This window comes from Variovorax sp. GW821-FHT09B01, from assembly GCF_059418345.1.
Map to the genome: position 1 here is coordinate 410,573 of NZ_JBWKPQ010000004.1, position 23,081 is coordinate 433,653.

Consider the following 23,081-nt stretch of genomic DNA (forward strand, 5'->3'; position numbering starts at 1 on the left):
TTGTGCGGATGCGCTTCCCGATGCAAGCTCGCGTCTGTCGGGTGAAACCGGTACCTGCCCCCTGATCTTCCTCAATGAGCATTGCGCGATCAGCCTCGTCCCTGCAGCTCGCGCGCGAGACGCGTGAGCGTTTCGTGCTGGCGACGGAAGGCGCCATCGTTCCGCTGGCCCGTGCCATCCGCGACCGCCTGACCCAGCTGGCCTCCGAGGTCGGCAGCGCGCGCGCCATGCAGGAGCACCGCGACGACTTCGTGGCGTTCCAGGGCAATGCCTCGCAATGGGTGTCGCTCGCTCAGACCGGCTGGCGCAAGGCGCTCGGCGAGAGCGGCGCCAGCGGCTTCCACACCTCGACCTCGCACACGCAGATGCTGCGGCTCGAGCTGATCGGCGACGAGGTGGTGGAAAGCAACATCCTCTCCTCGCGCCTGGCGCAGATGATCCACGACCGCGCGAGCTTCGAGCTCAGCGACCTGCGGCTGCGCATCCAGCACCTCGAGGGCACGAGCGAGCTCGACGGCAAGGACGTGCTCAAGCCCGAGACCCTGGCCAAGCTGCTGGTCGAGCAGTGGCTGGCCGCCGGCCTGAGCCGCCAGCTCTGGACCCGCGTGCAGGACACGGTGCAGGCGCAGCTGGTCGACGTGGTCGCCAAGGCCTACGAGGACGCCAATACTCACCTGGTCGCCCACGGCGTGATGCCCGAGATCGACCTCAAGAGCTTCGTGCGACGCACCGGCGGCGCGGCCTCGGGCGGTGCGACCGGCCCGGGCGCGCCGGGCGCCGCGCAGCCCGGCGGCCATGCGGCGCCAGCCGGCGCGGCGGCTTCCGTGCCCGGTACGTTCCAGCGCGGCGGCGGCGTTGCGCCCGCCGGCGGTTCGCCGCTGGCCACGGCACGCCAGCGCGCCCAGACCGCGCTGCTGAACCTCAAGCGCTTCGTCACCGGCCGCATCGGCGGCGACACCGGCAACAGCACGCAGCCGGCCTCGTCGATCGGCGTCGACGGCCGCGGCAGCGCCGGCGGCGTCGACTTCGGCGCGCCGCGGCCCTTCTCGCGCACCTTCGCGGGCGCCATCGCCGACGCCGAGGCCGCCTACCGCGCGGCCGCCACCCAGTACCTGGAAGCTGCGGGCGAGCAGGCCACGATGATCCAGCAGAGCGCGGTCGACCTGCGCCGCCGCAGCACCGAGCTCAAGAAGCGCGCGCCGACCACCGCCGACAAGGCCACGGTCGAGATCGTCGCGCTGATGTTCCAGGCCATCCTGGCCGAGGAGCGCATTCCGTTCTCGGCGCGCGTGTGGTTCGCGCGGCTGCAGATGCCGGTGCTGCGCGTGGCCATCGCCGAGCCCGAGTTCTTCGGCACGCTGCAGCATCCCGCGCGCATGCTGATCGACCGCATGGGCTCGTGCGTGATGGGCTTCGACGCGGCCGCGATCTCGGGCAGCGCGCTCGAGAACGAGATCAAGCGCGTGGTGCAGGTGATCGAGCAGTACCCCGAGACCGGGCAGCGCGTCTTCAAGCTGGTGTTCGACGAATTCGTCGCCTTCCTCAACCGCTACCTCACGCAGAGCGACACCGCGCAGCGCGTGATGAGCGTGGCGCAGCAGGTCGAGCAGAAGGAGACGATGGCGATCCAGTACACCATCGAGTTGCGCAAGATGCTCAACGACATGCCGGTGCGCGACGAGATCCGCGAGTTCCTGTTCAAGGTCTGGGCCGAGGTGCTGGCGATCGCCGCGCTGCGCTACGGTGGCCAGGATGAGCAGACCGTGACGCTCAAGCGCGCCGCCTCCGAACTGGTGTGGGCCGCGAGCGCCAAGCCCAGCCGCACCGACCGCGCGCGCGTGATCCAGGACCTGCCGCAGCTGCTGCAGCGCCTGCGCCAGGGCATGGCGCTGCTGGGCATCGTCGGCGAGCCGCAGGAGGCCTACATCAAGACCATCGGCGCGACGCTCTCCGATGCCTTCATGCTCAAGACCGAGGCCATCCCGCAGGCCAAGATCGAGGCCATGGCCGAGCGGCTGGCGCACCTCGAGGACTTCGTGAGCGACAGCGGCGGCGACGCCGACCTGCCGCTCGACGCCACCAACATCGAGCTGCTGCTGGGCGTGGACGCGAGCACCATCGAGGTCGTGGCCGACACGGCGGGCGCGCGCGCGACCGAGGACATGCTGGCCTGGGCCAACGAGCTGCAGGTGGGCACCTGGTTCATGCTCGACCACAACGACCGCGTGAGCCAGGTCCAGTTCGTCTGGCGCAGCGACCGCAAGCAGCTGCACCTGTTCGCCTCGGCCGACGGGCGCAGCTTCCTGATCCAGGCCGGGCGGCTCGCGTCCTACCTGCAGGCGGGCCTGCTGGTGCCGGCCGAGGAAGAGACGCTGACGGTGCGCGCCACGCGCGAGGCGCTCGCGAAGCTCGATGCGAATCCCGAGCGGCTGTTGAACTAGCGAGAGGCCGTCTCGCGAAGGGCTCAGTGCGCGAGCCGGCCTTCGTGGTTCTCGCAGAGCTCGTCGAGCACCAGCGCATCGGGCTCGATGCCGGTGCTCCAGTGCACCATCAGCACGATGATCTTGAGCTCGTCGAGCGCCACCGGCGCGCCCGGCGCAGCCATCGCGCGTTCGACGACGATCTCGCGCATGTCGCAGGGCAGCACGTTCGAGCCTTCGAGGAACTGAATGAAGCCCAGGCATTCGGCGCCCAGGTGCTCCTGCTCGGCCTGCGAATACACGCGCATCGAATCGGGCGACTGCGGCCGCGTGGCCTCGGCGCTGCTGCGCAACGCGACCGTGACGCTGCGGCCCTCCTCGTCGTTGCGCGTGAGCTGCACGCCTTGCGTGGCGAGACTCAGGCCATCGAGCCATTGCAAGGCATCGCGTATCTCCTCGGCCTCGAAGCCGTGGGCGCTGAGCTTGCGGCTCAATTGTTCGGGTTCAGGGCAGGCATCGCTGCGCCAGTAGTTTTCGTAGACAAACACGAGCACTTCGAACATGGGCCCAATATAGCCCACGACGATGGATGCGGCGCGACGCGTGGTGCAAATGCAAGGATCGGCGTAAATACCGATGGCCGCTCGTGAGGCCGTGCGCGACGGTGGCGGGTGGTGCGCACCCTGCGCGGTGGTGCGCTCAGGCCGCGCCCATGCGCTGGAACAACCCGCCCGGCAGGCGCGCGACCTGGCCCTCGAGTTCGAGCTCGAGCATGCGGGCCTGCAGCGCCGCGGCGCCCCAGCCGGTGCGCGCACCGAGTGCATCGAGACTCACCGGATCGAAACCCAGCGCCTCGAGCAACGGATCTCCGTGGTCCGTGCCGCCGGACCACGGCCTGAAGGCGTCCGGCGATGGCTGCTGCGCGAGCGGCTGCAATTCCTCGAGGATGTCGGCCACCGACTCGACCAGCTTCGCGCCCTGGCGGATCAGCGCATGGCAGCCGCGCGACTGCGGCGAGTGGATCGAGCCGGGGATCGCGAACACGTCCTTGCCCTGCTCGGAGGTGAGTCGCGCCGTGATCAGCGAGCCCGAGGCGAGCGCCGCCTCGACCACCAGCGTGCCGCGCGCGAGTCCCGCGATCAGCCGGTTGCGCTTCGGAAAGTTCTGCGTGAGCGGCGGCGTGCCGAGCAGGAACTCGCTCACGATCAGGCCCTGCTGCGTGATGCGCTGCGCGAGCTCGCGGTGCCGCGCCGGATAGACGCGGTCGAGCCCGGTGCCGACCACCGCCACCGTGGCGAGCCGCGGCCCGGTGCCCGCGGCATCGGCCGCATCGAGCGCGCCCTGGTGCGCGGCGCCGTCCACGCCGAGCGCCAGGCCCGAGATCACGGGCAGGCCGGCCTCGCCGAGCGCGCGCCCGAAGGCGCGCGCATTCGAGGCGCCCTGCGGCGTGGGGTTGCGGCTGCCGACCACGGCGAGGCTGTGGTCGAGCTGGGTCAGGTCGAAGGCTTCGGCGCCCAGCACGTGCAGCATCAGCGGCGGGTCGGCGGTCTCGAGCAGCGAACGCGGATAGCCGGCATCGCCGAGCGTGACGATGCGGCGCACCACCGCGCCCTCGCCGTCCTCGCGCTGGCGCAGCCATAGCTGGGTCTGGTCGATCAGCGCCTGCAGGTTGGGCGGCATCTGGCGCAGCGCCGCGGCCTGGGCCTCGCTCACGACCTGCTGCAGCGCGGCCTCGGTCTGGGCGAATATGTCTGCGGGCAGGCCGAACGTGGCCAGCAGACGACGGGCGGCGCCGTCGCCGATGCCCGGCGTCATCGACAGCCGCAGCCAGCCCGCGAGTTCTGCGCGGTCCACGCGGGAACCGGGTGGGTCAGGGGTTGACGATGAAGTCGCCGGCGCGCGGGGTGTCGTTGATTTCGAGCACCAGCGCGTACGAGACCTTCTCGAAGGGGCGGAACACCATCAGCAGGCCGATGCGTTCGTTCGGCAGCTTGATGGTTTCCTTCTTCTCGCCGGTGCGGTCGAGGATGGTCTCGCCGTTCTTGAGGATCGCCAGCACGTGGCCGCTGTCGATGCCGTCGCGCGTGCCCTTGTTGATGGCCACCACCTGGTTCTGCGCCGCGAACTGCACCGCGTTGCCGTAGACCGACACGATGCGGCCCCCGACCTGCGTGGAGGGCGCGCGCGGCGCGTAGCTCAGCAGCTGGCGCGGCGGCTCGGGCAGCAGGCGGTCGCCGGCGCGGATTTCCTCACGCGCCGCGATCACGTCGACGGTGGCGGGCACGACCGTGATGTAGTCCTTGTCGTCCTTGGTCTCGACCGTGGTCGATTCGCCGCGCTGCAGCCGGACCTTGCCCAGGTACTGGGCTTCGTAGCCGAGGATCTCGCCGGTGCCGGGGTCCTTCAGCGGCGTGGCATTGCGGAACACGCGGTAGTGCTGCAGCGGGCCCGGCACCTCGACCAGGGGGGAATCCTTCTCGCCGCGCGCATAGGCGCGGTCGCCGCGCGACAGCAGCACGCGGCTGTCGTTGCCGGCCACGATGCGCGGCGCGGCCTGCAGCGTGTTCTCGTCGACCACGATCGGCTCGCTGAGGAAGGGCTCGATCAGGCTCGGGTTGAGCGTGGGCAGCGCCATGCCGGACAGCGAGTCGAAACGGGTGCGCGGCGTCAGCTTGATGGTGCCGCCCTCGCCGCCGGCGCCGCGGCGCGTGGTGAGGCGGGCGCGGCCGCCGCTCTTGTCGAGGTAGAGCACCTGGCCCGGGTAGATGCGGTGCGGGTTCGCGATCTCGTTGATGTTCATGCCCCAGAGCTCGGGCCAGCGCCAGGGCCGCAGCAGGTACAGGCGCGAGATGGCCCAGAGGGTGTCGCCGGGCTTGACCGTGTACTCGTCGGGCGCGTTGGGTGCCAGCTCGCTCAGCGGCACGCCGGCCTGGGCGGTCTGCTGGGCCGTGGCGCGCTGCTGGGCGGTGATCGGATAATTCTGCGCCCAGGCCGCCGTGGTGCCGACGCCACCTGCCGCAACGACCGCGAGGACTGCCAGGGAGGCGGAGAGGTTCGTGCGGCGGGCCGGGGTTGGGAGCTTTTTCATGTCTGGATGGGTGAGCGCACGACGTATCGTGGCGCATACGAATCTCACAATTTGCTACGAATTCTGGCGCCAAGCCCCCGGAAGGGCAACGTTTATCCGGCAAACGCGCGGCCCGCGGCCGCCGAATTGGCGAAAATAGCCACAACTTCCCCCCGATTTCATGGCCAAACGAATCATTCTGAGTTACCCGGACAAGCGCCTGCACACGGTGGCCAAGCCCGTGCAGGGCGTGGACGCGCGCATCAAGACCCTGGTCGCCGACATGCTCGAGACCATGTACGACGCCAATGGCATCGGTCTGGCCGCGACCCAGGTCAACGTGCACGAACGGATCGTGGTCATCGACGTCTCCGAAGAGCGCGACCAGCCGCTGGTGCTGATCAACCCCGAGATCACCTGGGCCAGCGACGAGAAGGTCATCAACGAGGAAGGTTGCCTCTCGGTGCCCGGCATCTACGACGGCGTCGAGCGTTCGACCGCGGTCAAGGTGCAGGCGCTCGACCTCGACGGCGAACTGCGCAGCATCGAGGCCGACGGCCTGCTGGCCGTGTGCATCCAGCACGAGCTCGATCACCTGCTGGGCAAGGTCTTCGTCGAATACCTGTCGCCGCTCAAGCGCAACCGCATCAAGAACAAGCTGCTCAAGCAGCAGCGCGAGGACGTGCGCGAAGGCAGGGCCTGACCGATGGCCGTTGGTGCCTTGACCCGCCTGCCCCTTCTTTGCGCCGCCGCCCTGCTGGTGCTCGCCGGCTGCGCCAGCGAACCCACCCGCATCGTCCCCGGCACCTCGGCCGCCGAAACCCTGCAGCGCCTGGGCGAGCCCACGGGCCGCTATCCGCTGAACGGCGGCGGCGAGCGGCTGCAGTACTCGCGCACGCCGGCCGGTTTCGAGGTCACCGACATCGACCTCGATGCCGCCGGCAAGGTGGTCTCGGTGACCCAGGTGCTCGACGAGCGCCGCTTCGACCACGACATCCAGGTCGACAAGTGGCGCCAGAACGACGTCATGGCCTTCTACGGCCGCCCCTATGAGATCCGCCGCGTGACCTCCTTCGACGGCAATGTCTGGACCTGGCGCTACAAGTCGGTGAACGAGCGCCGCCTGCTCCACATCTACATCGACCCCGCCGGCGTGGTGCGGCGCTACCACACGGGCGACGACCTCGACTTCGATCGGCTGCGCCGGTGAGCCCGTTGCGCGTTGTTTTTGCGGGCACGCCCGAGTTCGCGCGCGTCGCGCTGGAGGCCATCGCGGCCGCCGGCCACGACGTGGTGCTGGTGCTGACCCAGCCCGATCGCCCGGCCGGCCGCGGCATGAAGCTGCAGGCCTCGCCGGTCAAGCAGTGCGCGCTGGCCAAGGGCTGGTCCGTGGCGCAGCCGCGCAGCCTGCGGCTGGACGGCAAGTACCCCGACGAGGCCGCCGCCGCGCGCGAGGCCCTGCTCGCGGCGCGTGCCGACGTGATGGTGGTCGCGGCCTACGGCCTGATCCTGCCGCAGTGGGTGCTCGACCTGCCGCGCCTGGGCTGCCTCAACATCCACGCCAGCCTGCTGCCGCGCTGGCGCGGCGCCGCGCCGATCCACCGCGCCATCGAGGCCGGCGACGCGCGCACCGGCATCACGATCATGCAGATGGACGCCGGCCTCGACACCGGCGACATGCTGTCGGTCGAGGCGCTCGAGATCGGCGAGGACAACACCGCCCGCCTGCACGACCGGCTGGCCGCGCTCGGCGGCCGCATGATCGTCGAGGCGCTGGCCGGCGCCGCCGAGGGCCGGCTGGTGCGCACGCCGCAGCCGGCCGAGGGCGTGACCTACGCCAACAAGGTCGAGAAGCAGGAAGCGCTGATCGACTGGCAGCGGCCCGCCGCCGAGATCGTGCGCCGCATCCGCGCCTTCGATCCCTTCCCCGGCGCCAACAGCCCGCTCGAGAACGAGACCATCAAGCTCTGGGCCGCGCATGCCGTGGCCGGCACGGTCTCGGACGCGCCCGGCACCATCCTCGCGGTGACCGGCGACGGCATTGCGGTGGCGGCGGCCGATGCGGTCGTGACCGTCACCGAGCTCCAGCGTCCGGGCGGCAAGCGCCTGGGCGTCGCCGACTTCCTGCGCGGCTTCGACCTGAAGACCGGCCAGGTGTTCGGGTGAGCGCCTGATGTTCCTGTCGGCCGCCATCCGGCGCCGCCCGCAGTTCCGCGTGGGCGTGCGCGACATGACCCCCGTGGCGCTGGGCATCGGCGCCTGGGGCCTGATGACCGGCGTGGCCATGGTCAAGTCGAACATGAGCGTGCTCGAGGCCGTGGCGATGACCCTGCTGGTCTACGCGGGCAGCTCGCAGCTCGCGGCCATTCCGCTGCTGTTCGCGGGCGCGCCGGCCTGGGTGATCCTGGCGACCGGCTTCTGCGTCAACCTGCGCTTCGTGGTCTTCAGCCTGCACCTGCGGCCCTACCTGATGCACATGCCGCGCTGGCGCCGCATGCTGCACGGCTACCTCACGGCCGACATGAGCTATGCGCTGTTCACGAAGCAGTATCCGGCGCCGCCGGTCACCGACGAGGAACGGCTCGCGCAGGAGGCCTACCTCACGGGCAACTACGCCGTGACCTGGTGCGCCTGGATGGGCATGAGCCTCTTGGGCATCGCGCTGGCCAACCTGATCCCGCAGAGCTGGGGCCTGGGCTTCGCGGGCGTGCTGAGCCTGGTGGCGATCGTCTGCTCGATGGCCACGACGCGGCTGCGCATCCTCGCGGCGCTGATCGCGGGCGCCACGGCGGTCGCGGCCTATGCGCTGCCGCTCAAGCTCAACATCGTGGTCGCCATCGGCGTGGCGGTGCTGCTGTGCTTCTGGCTCGAGAAGCAGTTCGGCCTCGACCCCGAGGCGGAGGACGACAAGTGAAGGGCGAGACCGACTTCTGGACGCTCGCCGTGATCGTCGGCCTGGCCGGCGTCACCGTGCTCACGCGCTGCTTCTTCTTCATCCTCGACCGGCCCTGGGGCCTGCCCGAGTGGGCGCACCGCGCGCTGCACTACGCGCCGGCCGCCGCGCTGGCCGGCGTGATCGCGCCCGAGATCGTGATGACGCAGGGCCACCTGATCACCTCGCTGCACGATGCGCGCATCTACGCCACCGTGGTCGGCGCGGCCTACTACTACTGGCGCCGCGGCGTGCTCGGCACCATGCTGGCCGGCATGGCGGTGTACCTGCCGCTGCACCTCATCTGGGGCTGGTAGCCGAGCGGATCTCGGTGCCGGCCTCGGTCTCGACCCAGCGCACCAGCTCGCTCACGCTCACGCCGGGACCGCGCGCCGCATCGGCCTGCTGCCACAGCCGGCGGCCCTCCTCGCTGATCGGCGCCGGCATGCCGAGCTCGCGCGCCAGGTCGACCGCGATGCCCATGTCCTTGAGCATCAGCTCGAGCTTGAACGGATCGTCGAAGCTGCGGCTGATCACGCGCTGGTGGATGTGCGTGCGCGTGATCCACGAGCCGCCGGTGGCCTCGTTGAGCACGTCGGTCATCACGGCCGGATCGAGTCCGGCGCGGGTGCCGATCGCCAGCCCCTCGGCCGTGGCCGTGAGCGTGACGGCGGTGATCAGGTTGTTGAGGCACTTCATGGTGTGGCCGGCGCCGAGCGCGCCCAGGTGGAACACCGCGCGGCCCATCGCATCGAGCAGCGGGCGCGCCCGCGCCACGTCGGCTTGTGCGCCGCCGACCATGAACACCAGCTCGGCCGCCTGCGCGCCCCAGGCCGCGCCCGAGACCGGCGCGTCGACCATCGCGATGCCGTGCTCGGCCAGCCGCGCCGCGGTCTCGCGCGTGATCCACGGTTCGGCCGAGGAGGTGTCGAGCAGCAGGCCGCCGCGCGCCCAGCCCGCGAGCAGGCCGTCGTCGGCGAACACCACCTCGCGCACCACGCGGCCGTTGGGCAGCATGGTCACGATGAGGTCGCTGTGCGCGGCCACCTCGCGCAGGCTGGCGCGCGCCGTGATGCCGAGCTGCGATTCGGCGAGCCGCTGCGCCGCGTCGGGCGCGAGGTCGTAGACCGAGACCGCGTGGCCGGCGCGCGCGAGGTGGCCGGCCATGGGCGCGCCCATGACGCCGAGGCCGATGAAGCCGACGCGCTCGCGCGCGGTCGAAGCGGAGGATGGTTCGTTGGACATGAGTGAAAGCGGAAGCGGTCGGATGAAAGGGTGCTCAGTCGAGCTGCACGCCCGAGGTCTTGATGACCTGGCCCCAGTACGCGCTCTGCGAACGCGCCATCTCCTGGAACTCCTTCGGCGTGCCCGGCAGTGCCTCGAAGCCGAACTCGCTGAACACCTGCTGGATGCGCGGCGTCTGCAGCGCCTTGTGCAGCTCGGCGTTGAGCCGGTTCACCACCTCGGGCGGCATGCCGGCCGGGCCGATCAGGCCGTGGAAAGCGAAGGCGTTGACCTCCGGATAGCCGAGCTCGGCGAAGGTCGGCACCTCGGGCAGGCCCTTGGCGCGCTGCGGCAGCGCGATCGCGAGCGCGCGCAGCTTGCCGGTCTTGAGGTAGGGCAGCGCGGCCGTGAGGTCGAGCATCATCATCGGCACCTGGCCGCCCATGATGTCCTGCAGCGCCGGCGCGCCGCCCTTGTAGGCCACGTGCGTGATCGACAGGCCGGCCTTCTGCTTGAACAGCTCCATCGCCATGTGGTGCGGCGTGCCGATGCCCGGCGAGGCGTAGTTGGTCTTGTCGCCGTTGGCCTTCACGTAGGCGACGAAGTCCTTGAGGGTCTTGGCCTGGAAGTCGGGCCGCACCACCAGCGCCAGCGGAATGCGGCCGATGGCGCCGATGTAGGTGAAGTCGCTCGCGGGCTTGTAGGGCAGCTTGGCGAACATGTGCTCGTTGAACAGCAGCGCCGCGTTCTCGGCCTGCATGATCGTGTAGCCGTCGGGCTTCGACTGCATCAGCAGGCCGACCGCGATGTTGGTCGAGGCACCCGGCCGGTTGTCGATCACCACCGGCTGGCCCAGCGAGGGCTGCATCGCATCGGCGAGCTGGCGCGCGATGTTGTCGGTGCCGCCGCCCGCGGCATAGGGCACCAGCCACTTGATCGGCTGGTTCGGATAGGGCCCGCTCTGGGCCGACGCGAGGCTGGCGCCGGCCAGCGCGAAGGCGGCGAGCACGGGGGCGATCAGGGGCAGGAAGCGCTTCATCGGTTTGTCTCCGGGGTGGTTTTTCTTCAGGGGGAATCGTCGTGGCGGCCTACGCGTGCAGCGTCTGCCAGAGTTCGCGGTCGCGCTCCGCGGTCCACACCACCGGGTGCTCGATGCCGCGCAGCTCGTCGTAGGCGCGCGAGACATCGAAGGGCAGCACGTGCTGGAACACCGGCCACTGGCCGAAGCGCGGCTTCATCGCGGCCTCGGCGCGCGCGAAGCAGCCCTTGAGCGCCTCGCCCGCGGCGATGCCGGCGCGCACGCTGTCGAGCAGGGTCGAGAGGAAGGCCTTCGTCAGGTCGATCGCCTCGGCGCAGGCGGCCTCATCCTGCAGCACCGCGCCGCGGCCCGGCACCAGCACGCGCGGGCGCAGCGCGCGCACCGCGTCGAGCGTGCCGGCCCAGTCGCCGATGTAGGCGTCGCCCGCGTACACGCCGCAGTGGTTCTCGACCACGTCGCCCGAGAACAGCAGGCCGCAATCGGGCAGCCAGGCGACCGTGTCGCCGCTCGAATGGCCGCGGCCCAGCGCCATCAGCCGCAGCTCGCGGCCAGTGCCCGGGCGCGGGCCGAGCCACAGGCTCATCTCGTTCTGGAAGCTCAGCGTCGGCCAGGTCAGGCCCGGGATCTCCTCGAGGCCCGCGAACAGGCGCGGGAAGCGGCCCACTTCCGAATCGAAGTCGGCCTGGCCGCGCGTGCGGATCCAGTCGAGCGTACCCGCGCTCGCGACGATCTGCTCGACCTCGTCGAAGGCGCTCGCGCCCATCACGCGCACCGCGTGGTAGTGGGTCAGCACGATGGTCCGGATCGGCTTGTCGGTCACCGTGCGGATCGCCGCGAGGAAGTCGCGCGCCATGCGCGGCGTGGGGCGGGTGTCGATCAGCACCACCTGCTCGTCGCCGACCACGAAGCCGCAGTTGGGATCGAAGTCGCTGATGTAGCCGAAGGCGCCGGGCGCGAGCTCGCGCAGTTGCGGCTTCTGTTCGCAGGTGTCGGAAGCGGAGGCGAAGGAAACGTTGGCGGTCATGCGGGGTGGGGGCTCGTGGAATGTTCTTCTTCGGCGGCCGCGCGGATGCAGGCCAGCAGCATCGCCTGGTCGGCGCACTGGTTGGCCAGCAGCAGCACGAGGCGGGCGTTGAGGTCGGCGCTCTGCGCTTCGCTGCGTCCTTCGTGCGCGGCCAGCAGCGCGGCATAGAAGCCGTCGGGATCGGGGATGCGGAGTTCGGTGTTCATGGCGCGGGATCGAGGGCAAGGGCGAGGGCGGTGCGGACGGCGTCGGCGATGGCCTCGGGCGTGGCCTGCGCGAGCACGCGGGCGCGGTAGGCATCGGGGCGCACCAGCACGAAGCTGCCGGGCTCGCCCGCGCCGACATGGGCCGCGAGCCGGTCGTCGGGCTGCAGCGTGGGCAGGCCGTGGTCCGTGCCGCCGACCGCGAGCAGGCGCAGCGGCAGTCCTGCCGTCGCATCGAGCGCGGCCCGTGCCGCATCCGCCGTCGGCGCGAACCACAGGCCGATGCAGCGCGTGTCCTCGGCCAGCAGCTGCATCAGCGTGGTCTCGCGGCCATCGGCCCGGCGCAGCGGCAGGTTCTGCACCGTGCGGCCGCCCGCGGGCAGTTGCGGCGCGGCGGGGTAGTCGTTGGCGACCGACATGCGCCCGGTGTTCACCAGGGCGCGCGCGAACGGAAAGCGCGCGGCCAGTGCGACCACGGCGCGGCGCAGCGTGTGCTCGGCCGGCGAGCGCGGCGCGAGGAAGCGCGCCGAGCGGCTCGTGACCTGCAGGTTCTCGCGCGCGGCCGGCTGGCGCTCGGCGTCGTAGCTGTCGAGCAGCGCGTCGCCGGCCTGGCCCCGCGCCACCAGCGCGAGTTTCCAGCCGAGGTTGGCCGCGTCCTGGATGCCGCTGTTGCCGCCGCGCGCGCCGAAGGGGCTCACCACGTGCGCGGCATCGCCGATGAAGAACACGCGGCCATGGCGGAAGCGCTCGAGCAGGTGGTCGCGGTAGCCGTAGGGGCCGATCCAGACGAACTCGAACTCCACGCCCGGCCCGAGCTGTTCGCGCAGCCGCGCGCCCGCCACCTCGGGCCGGCTGATGTAGGCGGTGTCGCAGTCCTCGGGCATCTGGTAGTCGATGCGCCAGACGCCGTCGGCCATCAGGTGCTGCCAGACGCCGCGGCCCTCGTTGAAGGGCGCGTCGACCCAGGTCCAGCGCTCGGTCGGCAGCGGCTTGCGAAAGCGCACGTCGCTGATGCACCAGCGGTCGGTGCTGCGCGAGGCATGGGCCTCGATGCCGAGCCCGGTGCGGATCGCGCTGTTGGCGCCGGTGGCGTCGATCAGCCGGTCGGCCTCGATCGTGTAGCGGCCCGCGGGCGTCTCGACCTCGAGGCGCACGCCGTCGGCGAGGGGCTCGACGCGCGTCACGCGGCTCTTCCAGCGCAGGTCGGTCAGGCCGAGCTCGAGGATGCGCTCGACCAGGAACCACTCGATGTAGAACTGCTGCAGGTTGATGAAGGGCGGCTGCCGCGAGACGCTGGCCGCCTGCAGGTTGAAGTTGTAGACCTCCTGCTCGCCCGAGAAGGTGCGCCCGAAGGACCAGGTGATGCCCTTGGCCGCGATGCGCTCGAAGATGCCCAGGCGCTCGAAGATCTCCAGGCTCTTCTGCGCATAGCAGATGCCGCGCGAGGAGGCGCCGCGCACGCCGACGGTGTCGTCCTCGTCGAGCAGCATGGCGCGCACGCCGCGCTGCGCGAGGTCGCAGGCCAGCGTGAGGCCCGAGGGGCCGGCGCCGACGATCACGAGCGGGTGGCGCACCACCTGGCCGCCGGCCAGCTCGGGCGGCGGCACGAAGGGCCAGCTCGGCAGTTCGTAGGCTGGCGCGAAAGCGAATTGTTCTTCCATGGCTTGCCTGCGTGACTAGAGCGAATGCGCGAATTCGGCGATCGCGTCGGCGGCCTGCGGTACCAGCGCCGGCTGGCCCGCGAGGTAGTGGTTGCCGCCGACGATGTCGACGTTGCGGATGCGCGCGCCGCCCGCGGCCAGCCAGGCATCGCGCGTGCTCGGGAAGGTCGACTGGTCGCCGGTGTAGGTCAGCAGCAGCTTGGGCACCGTGGTGCGCGCGAGGTTGGTCGGCCCGTCGGCCTGCGAGCGCGAGGACCACTGCGAGAGGAAGGCCGTGAGCGAGGTGGTGCGGCCCATCGCGTTGGCCGAGTAGTTGACCTGGCGCGCATCGCCCCAGACGCTGCCGGGCAGGCGGTCGTTGGGATCGAGCGAGAGGTCGACGCAGCGCGGATCGGCGTGGGTGCGGTAGACGATGAAGGTCTGGTCGCGCGGCGCGCCCTTGGTGCCGCGCAGCCGCGCGAGGCGGTCGAGGCACCACTGCTCGATGCGCGCGAGCCGCGCCTGCTGCGCGGTGGAGAAGCGCGCGAGGAAGTCGGCGTCGTAGGGCACGCGGTGGCGCGCGTCGTACATGTCGAGTCCGGGGTCCACCGACAGCGGGTCGTGCTCGTCGGTGACCGAGGGATCGATCCAGTCGCGCATCAGCCGCGTGCGGCCCAGGTGCGCGGCGCACAGCGCGATGCCGTCCACCGGCGGCAGGTCGCCGGGATGCAGGTGGGTGGGGTCGCCGTCGGGGAAGTGCGTGGCCGTGAGCCGCTCGGCCTGCGCCTGGTAGAAGGCCGCGAGCGCGGCGCCGCCCGAGTTGCCGACCAGGAACACCTTCTCGTAGCCGGCCGCGCGCAGGTACTGCACGCCGGCGCCCAGGTCCTGGATCGCGCGTTCCATCAGCAGCACCGTGTCGTTGCCGACGTAGCGCGAATTGAGCCCCATGCAGCAGATGCCGCGCTCGGCCAGCGGCGCGATCAGGTAGTGGCCCATGAAGTTGCTGGTGGGATGCATCACGATCGCCGCGATGCGCCTCGGCCCCGCGGGCGCGCGGTAGGCGCCGTAGATGCGCGGGCGCAGCATCTGCAGGCCCGACTGGCTCTCGAGCGCCGCGCCCGGCTTGACGTCGATGACGGCGAGTTGCAGTTCAGGCATCGGCCGTGCCTTTCGCGGCCAGCAGCTGCGTCTTGCGCGCGGTCCAGGCGTCGAGGTCGGCATGGGCGCGCAGCGCGTGCGCGTCCATCTCGGCCTGCGGCACGGTGGGCGTGGTCAGTTCCACGCGGATGCCGTTGGGGTCGAAGAAGTAGATCGACTCGATGATGTGGTGGTCGGTGATGCCCAGCACCTCGACGCCCGCGGCCTCGAGCCGGGCCTTGGCGGCCAGCAGGTCGGGCACGCCGTCCACGCGCAGCGCGATGTGGTTGACCCACGAGGGCGTGTTGGGCGAGGGCAGCGCGGCGATGTCGTCGCCGAGGTCGAAGAAGGCGATGAAGGAGCCGTCGCGCATCCGGAAGAAGATGTGGACGTAGGGGCAGTACTCGCCGGTGCTCGGCACGTGGTCGCTCTTGATCACGTGCACCAGCGGCAGGCCGAGCAGGTCCTCGTAGAAGCGGCGGGTTTCCTCGCTGTCGCGGCAGCGCCAGGCGAAATGGTGCAGGCCCCGGATCGGGGGCGCGGCGGTTGGGGTCGGCATCGGGCTTGTCTCCGGGGACGGCCATCGGGGCCGTCCGAGCCGCTATTGGGCGATGGCTGGACCTATGATGCAATCGAAATTAATTCATCGATTGATGAAATAGCCATATGAATCTGACCTTGCGCCAGTTGCGCGCCTTCGCCGCCGTCGCCGAGACCGGCAGCTTCACCGCCGCGGCCCAGCAGTTGCACCTGACCCAGTCGGCGCTCAGCGTGCTGGTGCGCGAGCTCGAGCGCGAGATGGGCGTGCAACTGCTCGACCGCCACACGCGGCGCGTGCTGCTATCGGAGGCCGGGCGCGAGTTCCTGCCCTCGGTGCACCGGCTGCTCGGCGACCTCGCGGGCGCGGTGGTCGGCGTGACCGAGCTGCGCGACAAGAAGAAGGGCCTGCTGCGGCTGGCCGCGCCGCAGCTCATGGCCTGCACGCTGATGCCGCGCGTGATCGCCGTGTACCGCGCGCAATACCCCGACGTGGAGGTGCGACTGGCCGACACCCTGCCCGAGCACCTGCTCGACGGCATCCTCGCGGGCGAGGTCGAACTGGCCGTGGGGCAGGACCTCGAGGTCGACCCGGCGCTGATCGAGCGCCGCACGCTGCTGCGCGACCGCCACTGGCTGATCTGCCCGCCCGGCCACGCCTTCGAGGGGCGGCGCAAGGTGCGCTGGGCCGAGCTCGCGCCCTACACCTTCATCGCGCCCACGCGCGACTTCCGCCAGCGCGTGCTGCCCGAGCTCGCGAGCGCCGAGCGCGCCTGGATGCAGCGCCCCGGCACCCAGGAGGTGTCGTACATGACGACCGCGCTCGGCATGGTGGCCTCGGGGCTCGGGCTGACCGTGTGCCCGACCTACTCGGCGCCGCTGGTGCAGGCGCACGGGCTGCGCATGGTGCGGCTGGAGGCACCCGACTTCCACCGCGAGGTCTGCGTCTACGGCGCGGCGCGGCGTTCGCTGTCGCCCGCGGCGGCCAGCTTCGTGCAGATTCTGGAGCGCTTCGCGAGCGAGCGAAGCGACGCCTGAAAAGCATCGGCCGGCGTCACGAGACGCACAGTCGCGCAGTGAGGCCCTACCTACAATGCGGGGCGACCCGTATCCATCCCATCCAGACCATGAACGTTCTTCGATTCACCGACCTCTGCGCCCAGGGCAAAGCCGCCGGCCAGCGCGTCTTCATCCGTGCCGACCTCAACGTGCCGCAGGACGATGCCGGCCGCATCACCGAGGACACCCGCATCCGCGCCTCGGTGCCCTGCATCCAGCTGGCGCTCGATGCCGGTGCCGCGGTGATGGTCACCTCGCACCTGGGCCGCCCGACCGAGGGCGAGTTCAAGCCCGAGGATTCGCTGGCGCCGGTCGCCCAGCGCCTGGGCGAGCTGCTGGGCCGCGAGGTGCCGCTGGTCGCGAACTGGGTCGACGGCGTCGACGTGAAGCCGGGCCAGGTGGTGCTGCTCGAGAACTGCCGCCTCAACAAGGGCGAGAAGAAGAACGACGAGACGCTCGCGCGCAAGCTCGCCGCGCTGACCGACATCTACGTCAACGACGCCTTCGGCACCGCGCACCGCGCCGAGGCCACCACCTACGGCATCGCGCAGTTCGCCAAGGTGGCGAGCGCCGGCCCGCTGCTGGCGGCCGAGATCGACGCCATCACCAAGGCCCTGGCCCAGCCCAAGCGCCCGCTGGTGGCGATCGTCGCGGGTTCCAAGGTCAGCACCAAGCTCACCATCCTGCAGAGCCTGTCGGCCAACGTCGACCAGCTGATCGTCGGCGGCGGCATCGCCAACACCTTCCTGCTCGCGGCCGGCCTGAAGATCGGCAAGTCGCTGGCCGAGCCCGACCTGGTCGATCAGGCGAAGTCGGTGATCGAATCGATGCGCGCGCGCGGCGCCGACGTGCCGATCCCGGTCGACGTGGTCACGGCCAAGACCTTCGCGGCCGACGCGCCGGCCACCGTCAAGGCTGCCAGCGAGGTGGCCGACGACGACCTGATCCTCGACATCGGCCCGAAGACGGCCGCGCAACTGGCCGCGCAGCTGCGCGAGGCCGGCACCATCGTCTGGAACGGCCCGGTGGGCGTGTTCGAGTTCGACGCCTTCGCGGGCGGCACCAAGGCCATCGCCCAGGCGATCGCCGAGAGCAGCGCGTTCTCGATCGCCGGCGGCGGCGACACCCTCGCGGCGATCGCCAAGTACGGCATCGAGAAGGACGTGGGCTACATCTCGACCGGCGGCGGCGCCTTCCTCGAGGTGCTGGAGGGCAAGACCCTGCCGGCCTTCGAGATCCTGGCCAGGCGCGCCGCGGGCTGAGAGCGCGGAGGGATCGCGCGGATTCCATCGATCCGCGTGGTGTCTTCCACGCGACACATAAATTGTATACAGTAGCGGATACAAAAACGGAGATAGATCCATGAGCACCGACCGCCTTCCCCGCCACGCCACCAAGATCGTCGCCACGCTCGGCCCCGCGTCGAGCACGCCCGAGCTGCTCGAGCAGATGATCATCCACAAGGTGAGCGTGGTCCGGCTCAACTTCAGCCACGGGACGGCGCAGGACCACATCGACCGCGCCACCATGGTCCGCGAGGCGGCGCGCAAGGCCGGCCGCGAGGTCGCGATCATGGCCGACCTGCAGGGCCCGAAGATCCGCGTGGGCAAGTTCGCGCAGGGCAAGATCTGGCTCGAGCCGGGTGCGAAGTTCGTGCTCGACGCCTCGCGCACCGAGCCCGGCGACATCGATGCCGTGGGCCTCGACTACAAGGACCTGCCGCGCGACGTGCGCGCCGGCGACCGGCTGCTGCTCAACGACGGCCTGATCGTGCTGGTGGTCGACGCCGTGCGCGGCGAGGCGGTGCACACCACCGTCAAGCTCGGCGGCGAGCTCTCGAACAACAAGGGCATCAACAAGCAGGGCGGCGGCCTCACGGCACCCGCGCTCACGGCCAAGGACATGGAGGACATCAAGACCGCGATGAGCTTCCAGGCCGACTACGTGGCCGTGAGCTTCCCGAAGAACGCGACCGACATGGAAATGGCGCGCCAGCTGTGCAACGTGGCGGCCGCCGAGTACGGCCACAAGCCCGGTCTGATCGCGAAGATCGAGCGCGCCGAGGCGATTCCCCGGCTCGAGGAAATCCTGCGCGCCAGCGACGGCATCATGGTCGCGCGCGGCGACCTCGCGGTCGAGGTCGGCAATGCCGCGGTGCCGGCACTGCAGAAGAGGATGATCCGCATGGCGCGCGAGATGGACAAGGTGGCGATCACCGCGACCCAGATGATGGAGTCGATGATCACCAACCCCGTGCCCACGCGCGCCGAGGTCAGCGACGTGGCGAACGCGGTGCTCGACGGCACCGACGCCGTGATGCTCTCGGCCGAGACCGCCTCGGGCCGCTACCCGCTCGAGACCGTGCAGGAGATGAGCCGCATCTGCGAGGCCGCCGAGGCCGCGGAAGACAAGCAGCTCGACGCCGACTTCAGCGGCCAGTCCTATGCGCGCATCGACCAGTCGATCGCCATGGGCGCGCTGTTCACCGCGCATCACCTGGGCGCCAAGGCCATCGTGGCGCTGACCGAGTCGGGCTCGACCCCGCTGTGGATGAGCCGCCACCGCGCCCACATCCCGATGTACGCGCTGACCTCGCGCCTGGCCACGCAGCGCAAGATGGCGCTCTACCGCAACGTGCGCCCGCTGCTGATGGATTCGGAAAGCGACCGCGACACCGCGCTCGAGCAGGCCGAGGCGCATCTGAAGAAGCGCGGCATCGTGCAGAGCGGCGACGTCTACGCGATCACCTGCGGCGAGCCGATGGGCGCGCCGGGCGGCACCAACATGCTGAAGATCTGCCGCGCGAGCTGATCCGCGCGCGCTCGAAAAGACAAAGGCCGGCGCATGCCGGCCTTTGTTCCTGGCGCCGGCCTCCGGTCAGCCGTTGCGGAACAGGAAGCTGTAGGCGTTGAGCGCCGGCACGCCGCCCAGGTGCGCATACAGCACCTTCGAGCCGGCCGGGAATTCGCCCAGGCGCACCTTCTCGATCATCCCGTGCATCGACTTGCCCTCGTACACCGGGTCGGTCAGCATGCCCTCGAAGCGCGCGCTCAGGCGGATCGCCTCCAGCGTGCCCTCGTTCGGCAGGCCGTACTCGGGGCCACCGAAACGGCGATCGAGCACCACGTCCTTCTCGGTGATGTCGCGGCCCAGCTCGATCAGCTCGGCCGTGTTGCGCGCGATGCGCAGGATCTGCTCGAAGGTCTGCTGCGGCTTGGCCGAGGCGTCGATGCCGATCACGCGATCGGCCCGGCCGTCGGCCGCGAAGCCCGCCACCATGCCGGCCTGCGTGCTGCCCGTGACCGAGCAGACCACGATGTAGTCGAACTTGAAGCCGAGCTCGGCCTCCTGCTGGCGCACCTCCTCGGCGAAGCCCACGAAGCCCAGCCCGCCCAGCGGATGCTCGGAGCAGCCCGCGGGAATCGGGAACGGCTTGCCGCCGGCCTGGCGCACGCTGTCCATCGCGTCCTCCCAGCTCTTGCGGATGCCGATGTCGAAGCCGGCCGCGTCGAGCCGCACGTCGGCGCCGAGGATGCGCGACATCTCGATGTTGCCCACGCGGTCGTACACCGCGTCGGAGTAGTTGACCCAGTTCTCCTGCACCAGCACGCACTTCAGGCCCAGGTGCGCGGCCACCGCGGCCACCTGCCGGGTCTGGTTCGACTGGATGCCGCCGATCGACACCAGCGTGTCGTAGCCGCCCTCGAGCGCCTCGGGGATCAGGTACTCGAGCTTGCGCGTCTTGTTGCCGCCGAAGGCGAGGCCGCTGTTGCAGTCCTCGCGCTTCGCATAGAGCTCGACCTTGCCGCCGAGGTGGGCGCTCAGGCGCGGGAGCGGATGGATCGGCGTCGGGCCGAAGGTCAGCACGTGGCGGGGGAATTTCTTCAGGTTCATCGGCAAGACTCCAGGGTGAAGCACAGGGGAAGGGCGATGAAGCCGATGGTAGGAAGAAGGCCGAGCAACAGGGTTGCAAAATTCGGTGGCCTAGCAAACCAAAAGAAATCAAGATGCGGGGATCGAAGCCATTTGATGCGCCAAAGCCGCCATGAGCACAACAAAATTGCGTTCCTCGCCTGCGCGTTCCGCCAAGCCGCAGCAGGCCCCCACGCCCGCCGTTTCGGCGGCCGCCGCGCTCGACCGTACCGACCGCGCGATCCTGCGCGCGCTGCAGCGCGACGCCTCGATGTCCAACGTCGCGCTGGCCGCCAAGGTCAGCCTCAGCGCGCCGGCCTGCCTGCGCCGCGTCGAACGGCTCAAGGCCTCGGGCCTGATCAAGGGCGTGGTCGCGCTACTCGATGCGCAGGCGCTCGACATGGGCATGCTGGTGATGATCGGCGTGGTGCTCGACCGCTCCACGCCCGACTCCTTCGCCGACTTCGAGAAGGCCGCGCAGAAGGTCTCGGGCTGCCTCGAGTGCCACGTGGTCACGGGCGAGTTCGACTACTTCATGCTGGTGCGCACGCGCGACAACGACAGCTTCAACCGGCTGCATGCCGAGCAGCTGCTCTACCTGCCGGGCGTGCGGCAGATCCGGACCTTCGTGGTGCTCAAGCAGGTGCTGTCGACCACACAGCTGCCTCTCTGACACGCGGCGCGCGCGCCATGCGCTGCAATCGGCGCTTCGTCGCGCCGCGAAACCGGCGTCCCTTCCCGCGCGTACCCCTTCGATGACCTTTCCCGTCCTTGCGTCGCTTCGCCGGCGCCGCCGTGCCCTGTCCACCGCCCTGGGCGTCGCCGCGGCCACCGCGCTCGCGGCCTGCTCGCCGATCAAGCTGCTCAACGGCCTGGTGCCCACCGACACCTACCAGTTCCAGGGCGACATCGCCTACGGACCCGCGCCGCGCCAGCAGCTCGACGTCTACCAGCCATTGCCCGACACCGCGCCCGCGCGCGGCCGGCGGCCGCTGGTGGTGTTCTTCTTCGGCGGCACCTGGAGCAGCGGCGACCGCGCGAGCTACCGCTTCCTCGGCGAGGCGCTGGCCGCGCGCGGCGCGGTGGTGGTGGTGCCCGACTACGGCCTCTCGCCGCGCCATACCTATCCGGTGTTCGTGCGCGACAGCGCGCTGGCGGTGAAATGGGCGCTCGACAACGCGGCCCAGCTCGGCGCCGACCCGAAGCAGGTCTACGTGATGGGCCACAGCTCGGGCGGCTACAACGCGGCCATGGTCGCGCTCGACGGCCGCTGGCTCGGCGAGCTCGGCGCCAGTCCGCGCCAGCTCGCGGGCTGGATCGGGCTGGCCGGGCCCTACGACTTCCTGCCCATCGGCGATCCGCAGACCCGCGTCGCCTTCGACTGGCCGCGCACGCCGGCCGATTCGCAGCCGCTCGCCCACGTCACGCCGGGCGCGCCGCGCACCTTGCTGATGGCCGCGGCCAAGGACAACCTGGTCTACCCCGAGCGCAACACCCTGCCGATGGCGGCCGCGCTGCGCGCCGCGGGCGTGCCGGTCGAGGTGCGGGTGTTCGACAACCTGAGCCACGTCACGCTGATGGGCGCCTTCGGCAAGCCCATCCAGTGGCTGGGCGGACCGGTGCTGCCGCCCGTGGTCGATTTCCTCGGGTTGCCGTCAGTCCCGTCCCACAAGGGCCCTCGGTAGAATCGCGGCAGTTTTCTCTCGTCTTCTCCCCGTCTTCTCACCCTATTTCCCGCGAGGTATTTCCCCATGGCACTCGTCTCGATGCGCGAACTGCTGGACCATGCAGCCGCCAACGGCTACGGCATTCCGGCCTTCAACGTCAACAACCTCGAACAGGTCCAGGCCGTGATGGAAGCCGCCAAGGAAGTCGGCGCGCCCGTGATCCTCCAGGCCAGCGCGGGCGCCCGCAAGTACGCCGGCGAAGCCTTCATCAAGCACCTGATCCAGGCCGCCATCGAGGCCTATCCGCAGATCCCGCTGGTGATGCACCAGGACCACGGCCAGAGCCCGGCCATCTGCCAGGGCGCCATCGACCTCGGTTTCTCGTCCGTGATGATGGACGGCTCGCTGCATGAAGACGGCAAGACGCCGGCTTCGTTCGACTACAACGTCGACGTGACCCGCAAGGTGGTGCAGCTGGCCCACAAGGTCGGCGTCACCGTCGAGGGCGAACTGGGCTGCCTGGGCTCGCTCGAGACCGGCATGGCCGGCGAGGAAGACGGCATCGGCGCCGAGGGCGTGCTCGACCACTCGGCCCTGCTGACCGACCCCGAGGAAGCCGCCCAGTTCGTCAAGGCCACGCAGCTCGACGCGCTGGCCATCGCCATCGGCACCAGCCACGGCGCCTACAAGTTCACCCGCAAGCCCACCGGCGACATCCTGTCGATCTCGCGCGTGAAGGAAATCCACGCTCGCCTGCCCAACACCCACCTGGTGATGCACGGTTCGTCGTCGGTGCCGCAGGACCTGCTCGAGATCATTCGCCAGTACGGCGGCAACATGAAGGAAACCTACGGCGTGCCGGTCGAGGAAATCCAGGAAGCCATCAAGTACGGCGTGCGCAAGATCAACATCGACACCGACATCCGCCTCGCGATGACCGGCGCGGTGCGCAAGTTCCTGGCCGAGAATCCCGAGAAGTTCGATGCCCGCGAGTGGCTCAAGCCCGCGCGCGAAGCCGCCAAGCAGATCTGCAAGCAGCGCTACATCGAGTTCGGCTGCGAAGGCCAGGCGCCCAAGATCAAGGGCGAATCGCTGCAGGTCGTCGCCGCCAAGTACACCAAGGGCGAGCTCGCGCAAGAAGTGGTCTGAGCCGCTTGCCGTGAATACCCGGCCACCGCTCGCGGTGGCTTTTTTCTGCGCGCACAATCCGCTTCACCGTC

Annotated in this window: 23 protein-coding genes; 12 read left to right on the forward strand and 11 right to left on the reverse strand. The window is 70.2% G+C overall.

Features of this window, described 5'->3' with window-relative positions; translation table 11 throughout:
• Positions 1-74 precede the first annotated feature (74 nt).
• Positions 75-2,441 carry a DUF1631 family protein gene (locus AC07RV_RS16390; protein WP_296774997.1) on the forward strand — a complete coding sequence of 789 codons (2,367 nt, stop codon included), beginning with the start codon at positions 75-77 and terminating at the stop codon, positions 2,439-2,441.
• 23 nt (positions 2,442-2,464) lie between these two features.
• On the opposite strand, the gene AC07RV_RS16395 is transcribed toward AC07RV_RS16390, so the two are convergent.
• From AC07RV_RS16395 to AC07RV_RS16405, 3 genes are all read right to left on the reverse strand, one after another.
• Positions 2,465-2,983 carry a Smg family protein gene (locus tag AC07RV_RS16395; protein WP_093351314.1) on the reverse strand — a complete coding sequence of 173 codons (519 nt, stop codon included), beginning with the start codon at positions 2,981-2,983 and terminating at the stop codon, positions 2,465-2,467.
• A 136-nt stretch (positions 2,984-3,119) separates the two neighbouring features.
• Positions 3,120-4,274, reverse strand: a complete 1,155-nt coding sequence (gene dprA, locus AC07RV_RS16400; RefSeq protein ID WP_296775000.1) for a DNA-processing protein DprA — start codon at positions 4,272-4,274, stop codon at positions 3,120-3,122.
• 16 nt (positions 4,275-4,290) lie between these two features.
• Positions 4,291-5,508: a LysM peptidoglycan-binding domain-containing protein gene (locus AC07RV_RS16405; protein WP_296775003.1), complete on the reverse strand. Its 1,218-nt coding sequence runs from the start codon at positions 5,506-5,508 to the stop codon at positions 4,291-4,293.
• Positions 5,509-5,668: 160 nt separating this feature from the next.
• Between AC07RV_RS16405 and def the strand changes: the two genes are divergently transcribed.
• From def to AC07RV_RS16430, 5 genes are read left to right on the forward strand one after another with little or no spacing between them, the layout of a single operon-like run.
• Positions 5,669-6,190: a peptide deformylase gene (def, locus tag AC07RV_RS16410; protein WP_093351307.1), complete on the forward strand. Its 522-nt coding sequence runs from the start codon at positions 5,669-5,671 to the stop codon at positions 6,188-6,190.
• Between the two features lie 18 nt (positions 6,191-6,208).
• The gene (locus AC07RV_RS16415) at positions 6,209-6,697 is read left to right on the forward strand and encodes a hypothetical protein (protein ID WP_296775006.1); all 489 of its coding nucleotides are present in this window, start codon (positions 6,209-6,211) and stop codon (positions 6,695-6,697) included.
• Positions 6,694-7,653: a methionyl-tRNA formyltransferase gene (fmt, locus tag AC07RV_RS16420; RefSeq protein ID WP_296775008.1), complete on the forward strand. Its 960-nt coding sequence runs from the start codon at positions 6,694-6,696 to the stop codon at positions 7,651-7,653. Before AC07RV_RS16415 ends, fmt begins: the two co-directional genes overlap by 4 nt.
• 7 nt (positions 7,654-7,660) lie before the next feature.
• Positions 7,661-8,401, forward strand: coding sequence for an AzlC family ABC transporter permease (locus AC07RV_RS16425; RefSeq protein ID WP_093351299.1), 741 nt, complete (start codon positions 7,661-7,663; stop codon positions 8,399-8,401).
• On the forward strand, positions 8,398-8,736 hold the full coding sequence (locus tag AC07RV_RS16430; protein WP_093351297.1) for an AzlD domain-containing protein: 339 nt from the start codon (positions 8,398-8,400) through the stop codon (positions 8,734-8,736). Before AC07RV_RS16425 ends, AC07RV_RS16430 begins: the two co-directional genes overlap by 4 nt.
• Here the strand turns inward: AC07RV_RS16430 and AC07RV_RS16435 are convergent.
• From AC07RV_RS16435 to AC07RV_RS16465, 7 genes are read right to left on the reverse strand one after another with little or no spacing between them, the layout of a single operon-like run.
• The gene (locus AC07RV_RS16435; protein WP_296775012.1) at positions 8,720-9,664 is read right to left on the reverse strand and encodes an NAD(P)-dependent oxidoreductase; all 945 of its coding nucleotides are present in this window, start codon (positions 9,662-9,664) and stop codon (positions 8,720-8,722) included. The genes AC07RV_RS16430 and AC07RV_RS16435 overlap by 17 nt on opposite strands.
• 34 nt (positions 9,665-9,698) lie before the next feature.
• Positions 9,699-10,682, reverse strand: coding sequence for a Bug family tripartite tricarboxylate transporter substrate binding protein (locus tag AC07RV_RS16440; RefSeq protein WP_093351292.1), 984 nt, complete (start codon positions 10,680-10,682; stop codon positions 9,699-9,701).
• A 49-nt stretch (positions 10,683-10,731) separates the two neighbouring features.
• Complete coding sequence (locus AC07RV_RS16445) at positions 10,732-11,706, reverse strand: MBL fold metallo-hydrolase (RefSeq protein WP_296775016.1); 975 nt, start codon at positions 11,704-11,706, stop codon at positions 10,732-10,734.
• On the reverse strand, positions 11,703-11,912 hold the full coding sequence (locus tag AC07RV_RS16450; protein ID WP_296775019.1) for a DUF2783 domain-containing protein: 210 nt from the start codon (positions 11,910-11,912) through the stop codon (positions 11,703-11,705). Before AC07RV_RS16450 ends, AC07RV_RS16445 begins: the two co-directional genes overlap by 4 nt.
• Positions 11,909-13,570 carry an FAD-dependent monooxygenase gene (locus tag AC07RV_RS16455; protein WP_296775021.1) on the reverse strand — a complete coding sequence of 554 codons (1,662 nt, stop codon included), beginning with the start codon at positions 13,568-13,570 and terminating at the stop codon, positions 11,909-11,911. The genes AC07RV_RS16450 and AC07RV_RS16455 overlap by 4 nt, the downstream gene beginning before the upstream one ends.
• Before the next feature lie 15 nt (positions 13,571-13,585).
• A complete protein-coding gene (locus tag AC07RV_RS16460; protein ID WP_296775024.1) occupies positions 13,586-14,707 on the reverse strand; it encodes an alpha/beta hydrolase family protein in 1,122 nt (373 codons plus the stop codon).
• Positions 14,700-15,245, reverse strand: a complete 546-nt coding sequence (locus AC07RV_RS16465) for a VOC family protein (protein WP_296775026.1) — start codon at positions 15,243-15,245, stop codon at positions 14,700-14,702. The genes AC07RV_RS16460 and AC07RV_RS16465 overlap by 8 nt, the downstream gene beginning before the upstream one ends.
• Positions 15,246-15,352: 107 nt before the next feature.
• Between AC07RV_RS16465 and AC07RV_RS16470 the strand changes: the two genes are divergently transcribed.
• The 3 genes from AC07RV_RS16470 to pyk all read left to right on the forward strand — a co-directional run bounded on the left by AC07RV_RS16470 (position 15,353) and on the right by pyk (position 19,093).
• Positions 15,353-16,261, forward strand: coding sequence for a LysR family transcriptional regulator (locus AC07RV_RS16470; protein WP_296775029.1), 909 nt, complete (start codon positions 15,353-15,355; stop codon positions 16,259-16,261).
• An 89-nt stretch (positions 16,262-16,350) separates the two neighbouring features.
• Positions 16,351-17,544, forward strand: coding sequence for a phosphoglycerate kinase (locus AC07RV_RS16475; RefSeq protein ID WP_296775032.1), 1,194 nt, complete (start codon positions 16,351-16,353; stop codon positions 17,542-17,544).
• 100 nt (positions 17,545-17,644) lie between these two features.
• Positions 17,645-19,093 (forward strand): pyruvate kinase, encoded by a 1,449-nt coding sequence (gene pyk / locus AC07RV_RS16480; protein WP_093351273.1) that lies wholly within the window; start codon positions 17,645-17,647, stop codon positions 19,091-19,093.
• Positions 19,094-19,159: 66 nt separating this feature from the next.
• Here the strand turns inward: pyk and AC07RV_RS16485 are convergent, their stop codons facing one another.
• Positions 19,160-20,176, reverse strand: coding sequence for a 1-aminocyclopropane-1-carboxylate deaminase (locus AC07RV_RS16485; protein ID WP_296775036.1), 1,017 nt, complete (start codon positions 20,174-20,176; stop codon positions 19,160-19,162).
• A gap of 151 nt (positions 20,177-20,327) precedes the next feature.
• On the opposite strand from AC07RV_RS16485, the gene AC07RV_RS16490 reads away from it, so the two are divergent.
• From AC07RV_RS16490 to fba, 3 genes are all read left to right on the forward strand, one after another.
• Positions 20,328-20,867 (forward strand): Lrp/AsnC family transcriptional regulator, encoded by a 540-nt coding sequence (locus tag AC07RV_RS16490; protein ID WP_093351268.1) that lies wholly within the window; start codon positions 20,328-20,330, stop codon positions 20,865-20,867.
• A gap of 82 nt (positions 20,868-20,949) precedes the next feature.
• Positions 20,950-21,879 carry an alpha/beta hydrolase gene (locus AC07RV_RS16495; protein WP_296775040.1) on the forward strand — a complete coding sequence of 310 codons (930 nt, stop codon included), beginning with the start codon at positions 20,950-20,952 and terminating at the stop codon, positions 21,877-21,879.
• A gap of 66 nt (positions 21,880-21,945) precedes the next feature.
• Positions 21,946-23,010 carry a class II fructose-bisphosphate aldolase gene (fba, locus tag AC07RV_RS16500; RefSeq protein ID WP_093351263.1) on the forward strand — a complete coding sequence of 355 codons (1,065 nt, stop codon included), beginning with the start codon at positions 21,946-21,948 and terminating at the stop codon, positions 23,008-23,010.
• The last annotated feature ends 71 nt before the right edge of the window (positions 23,011-23,081 follow it).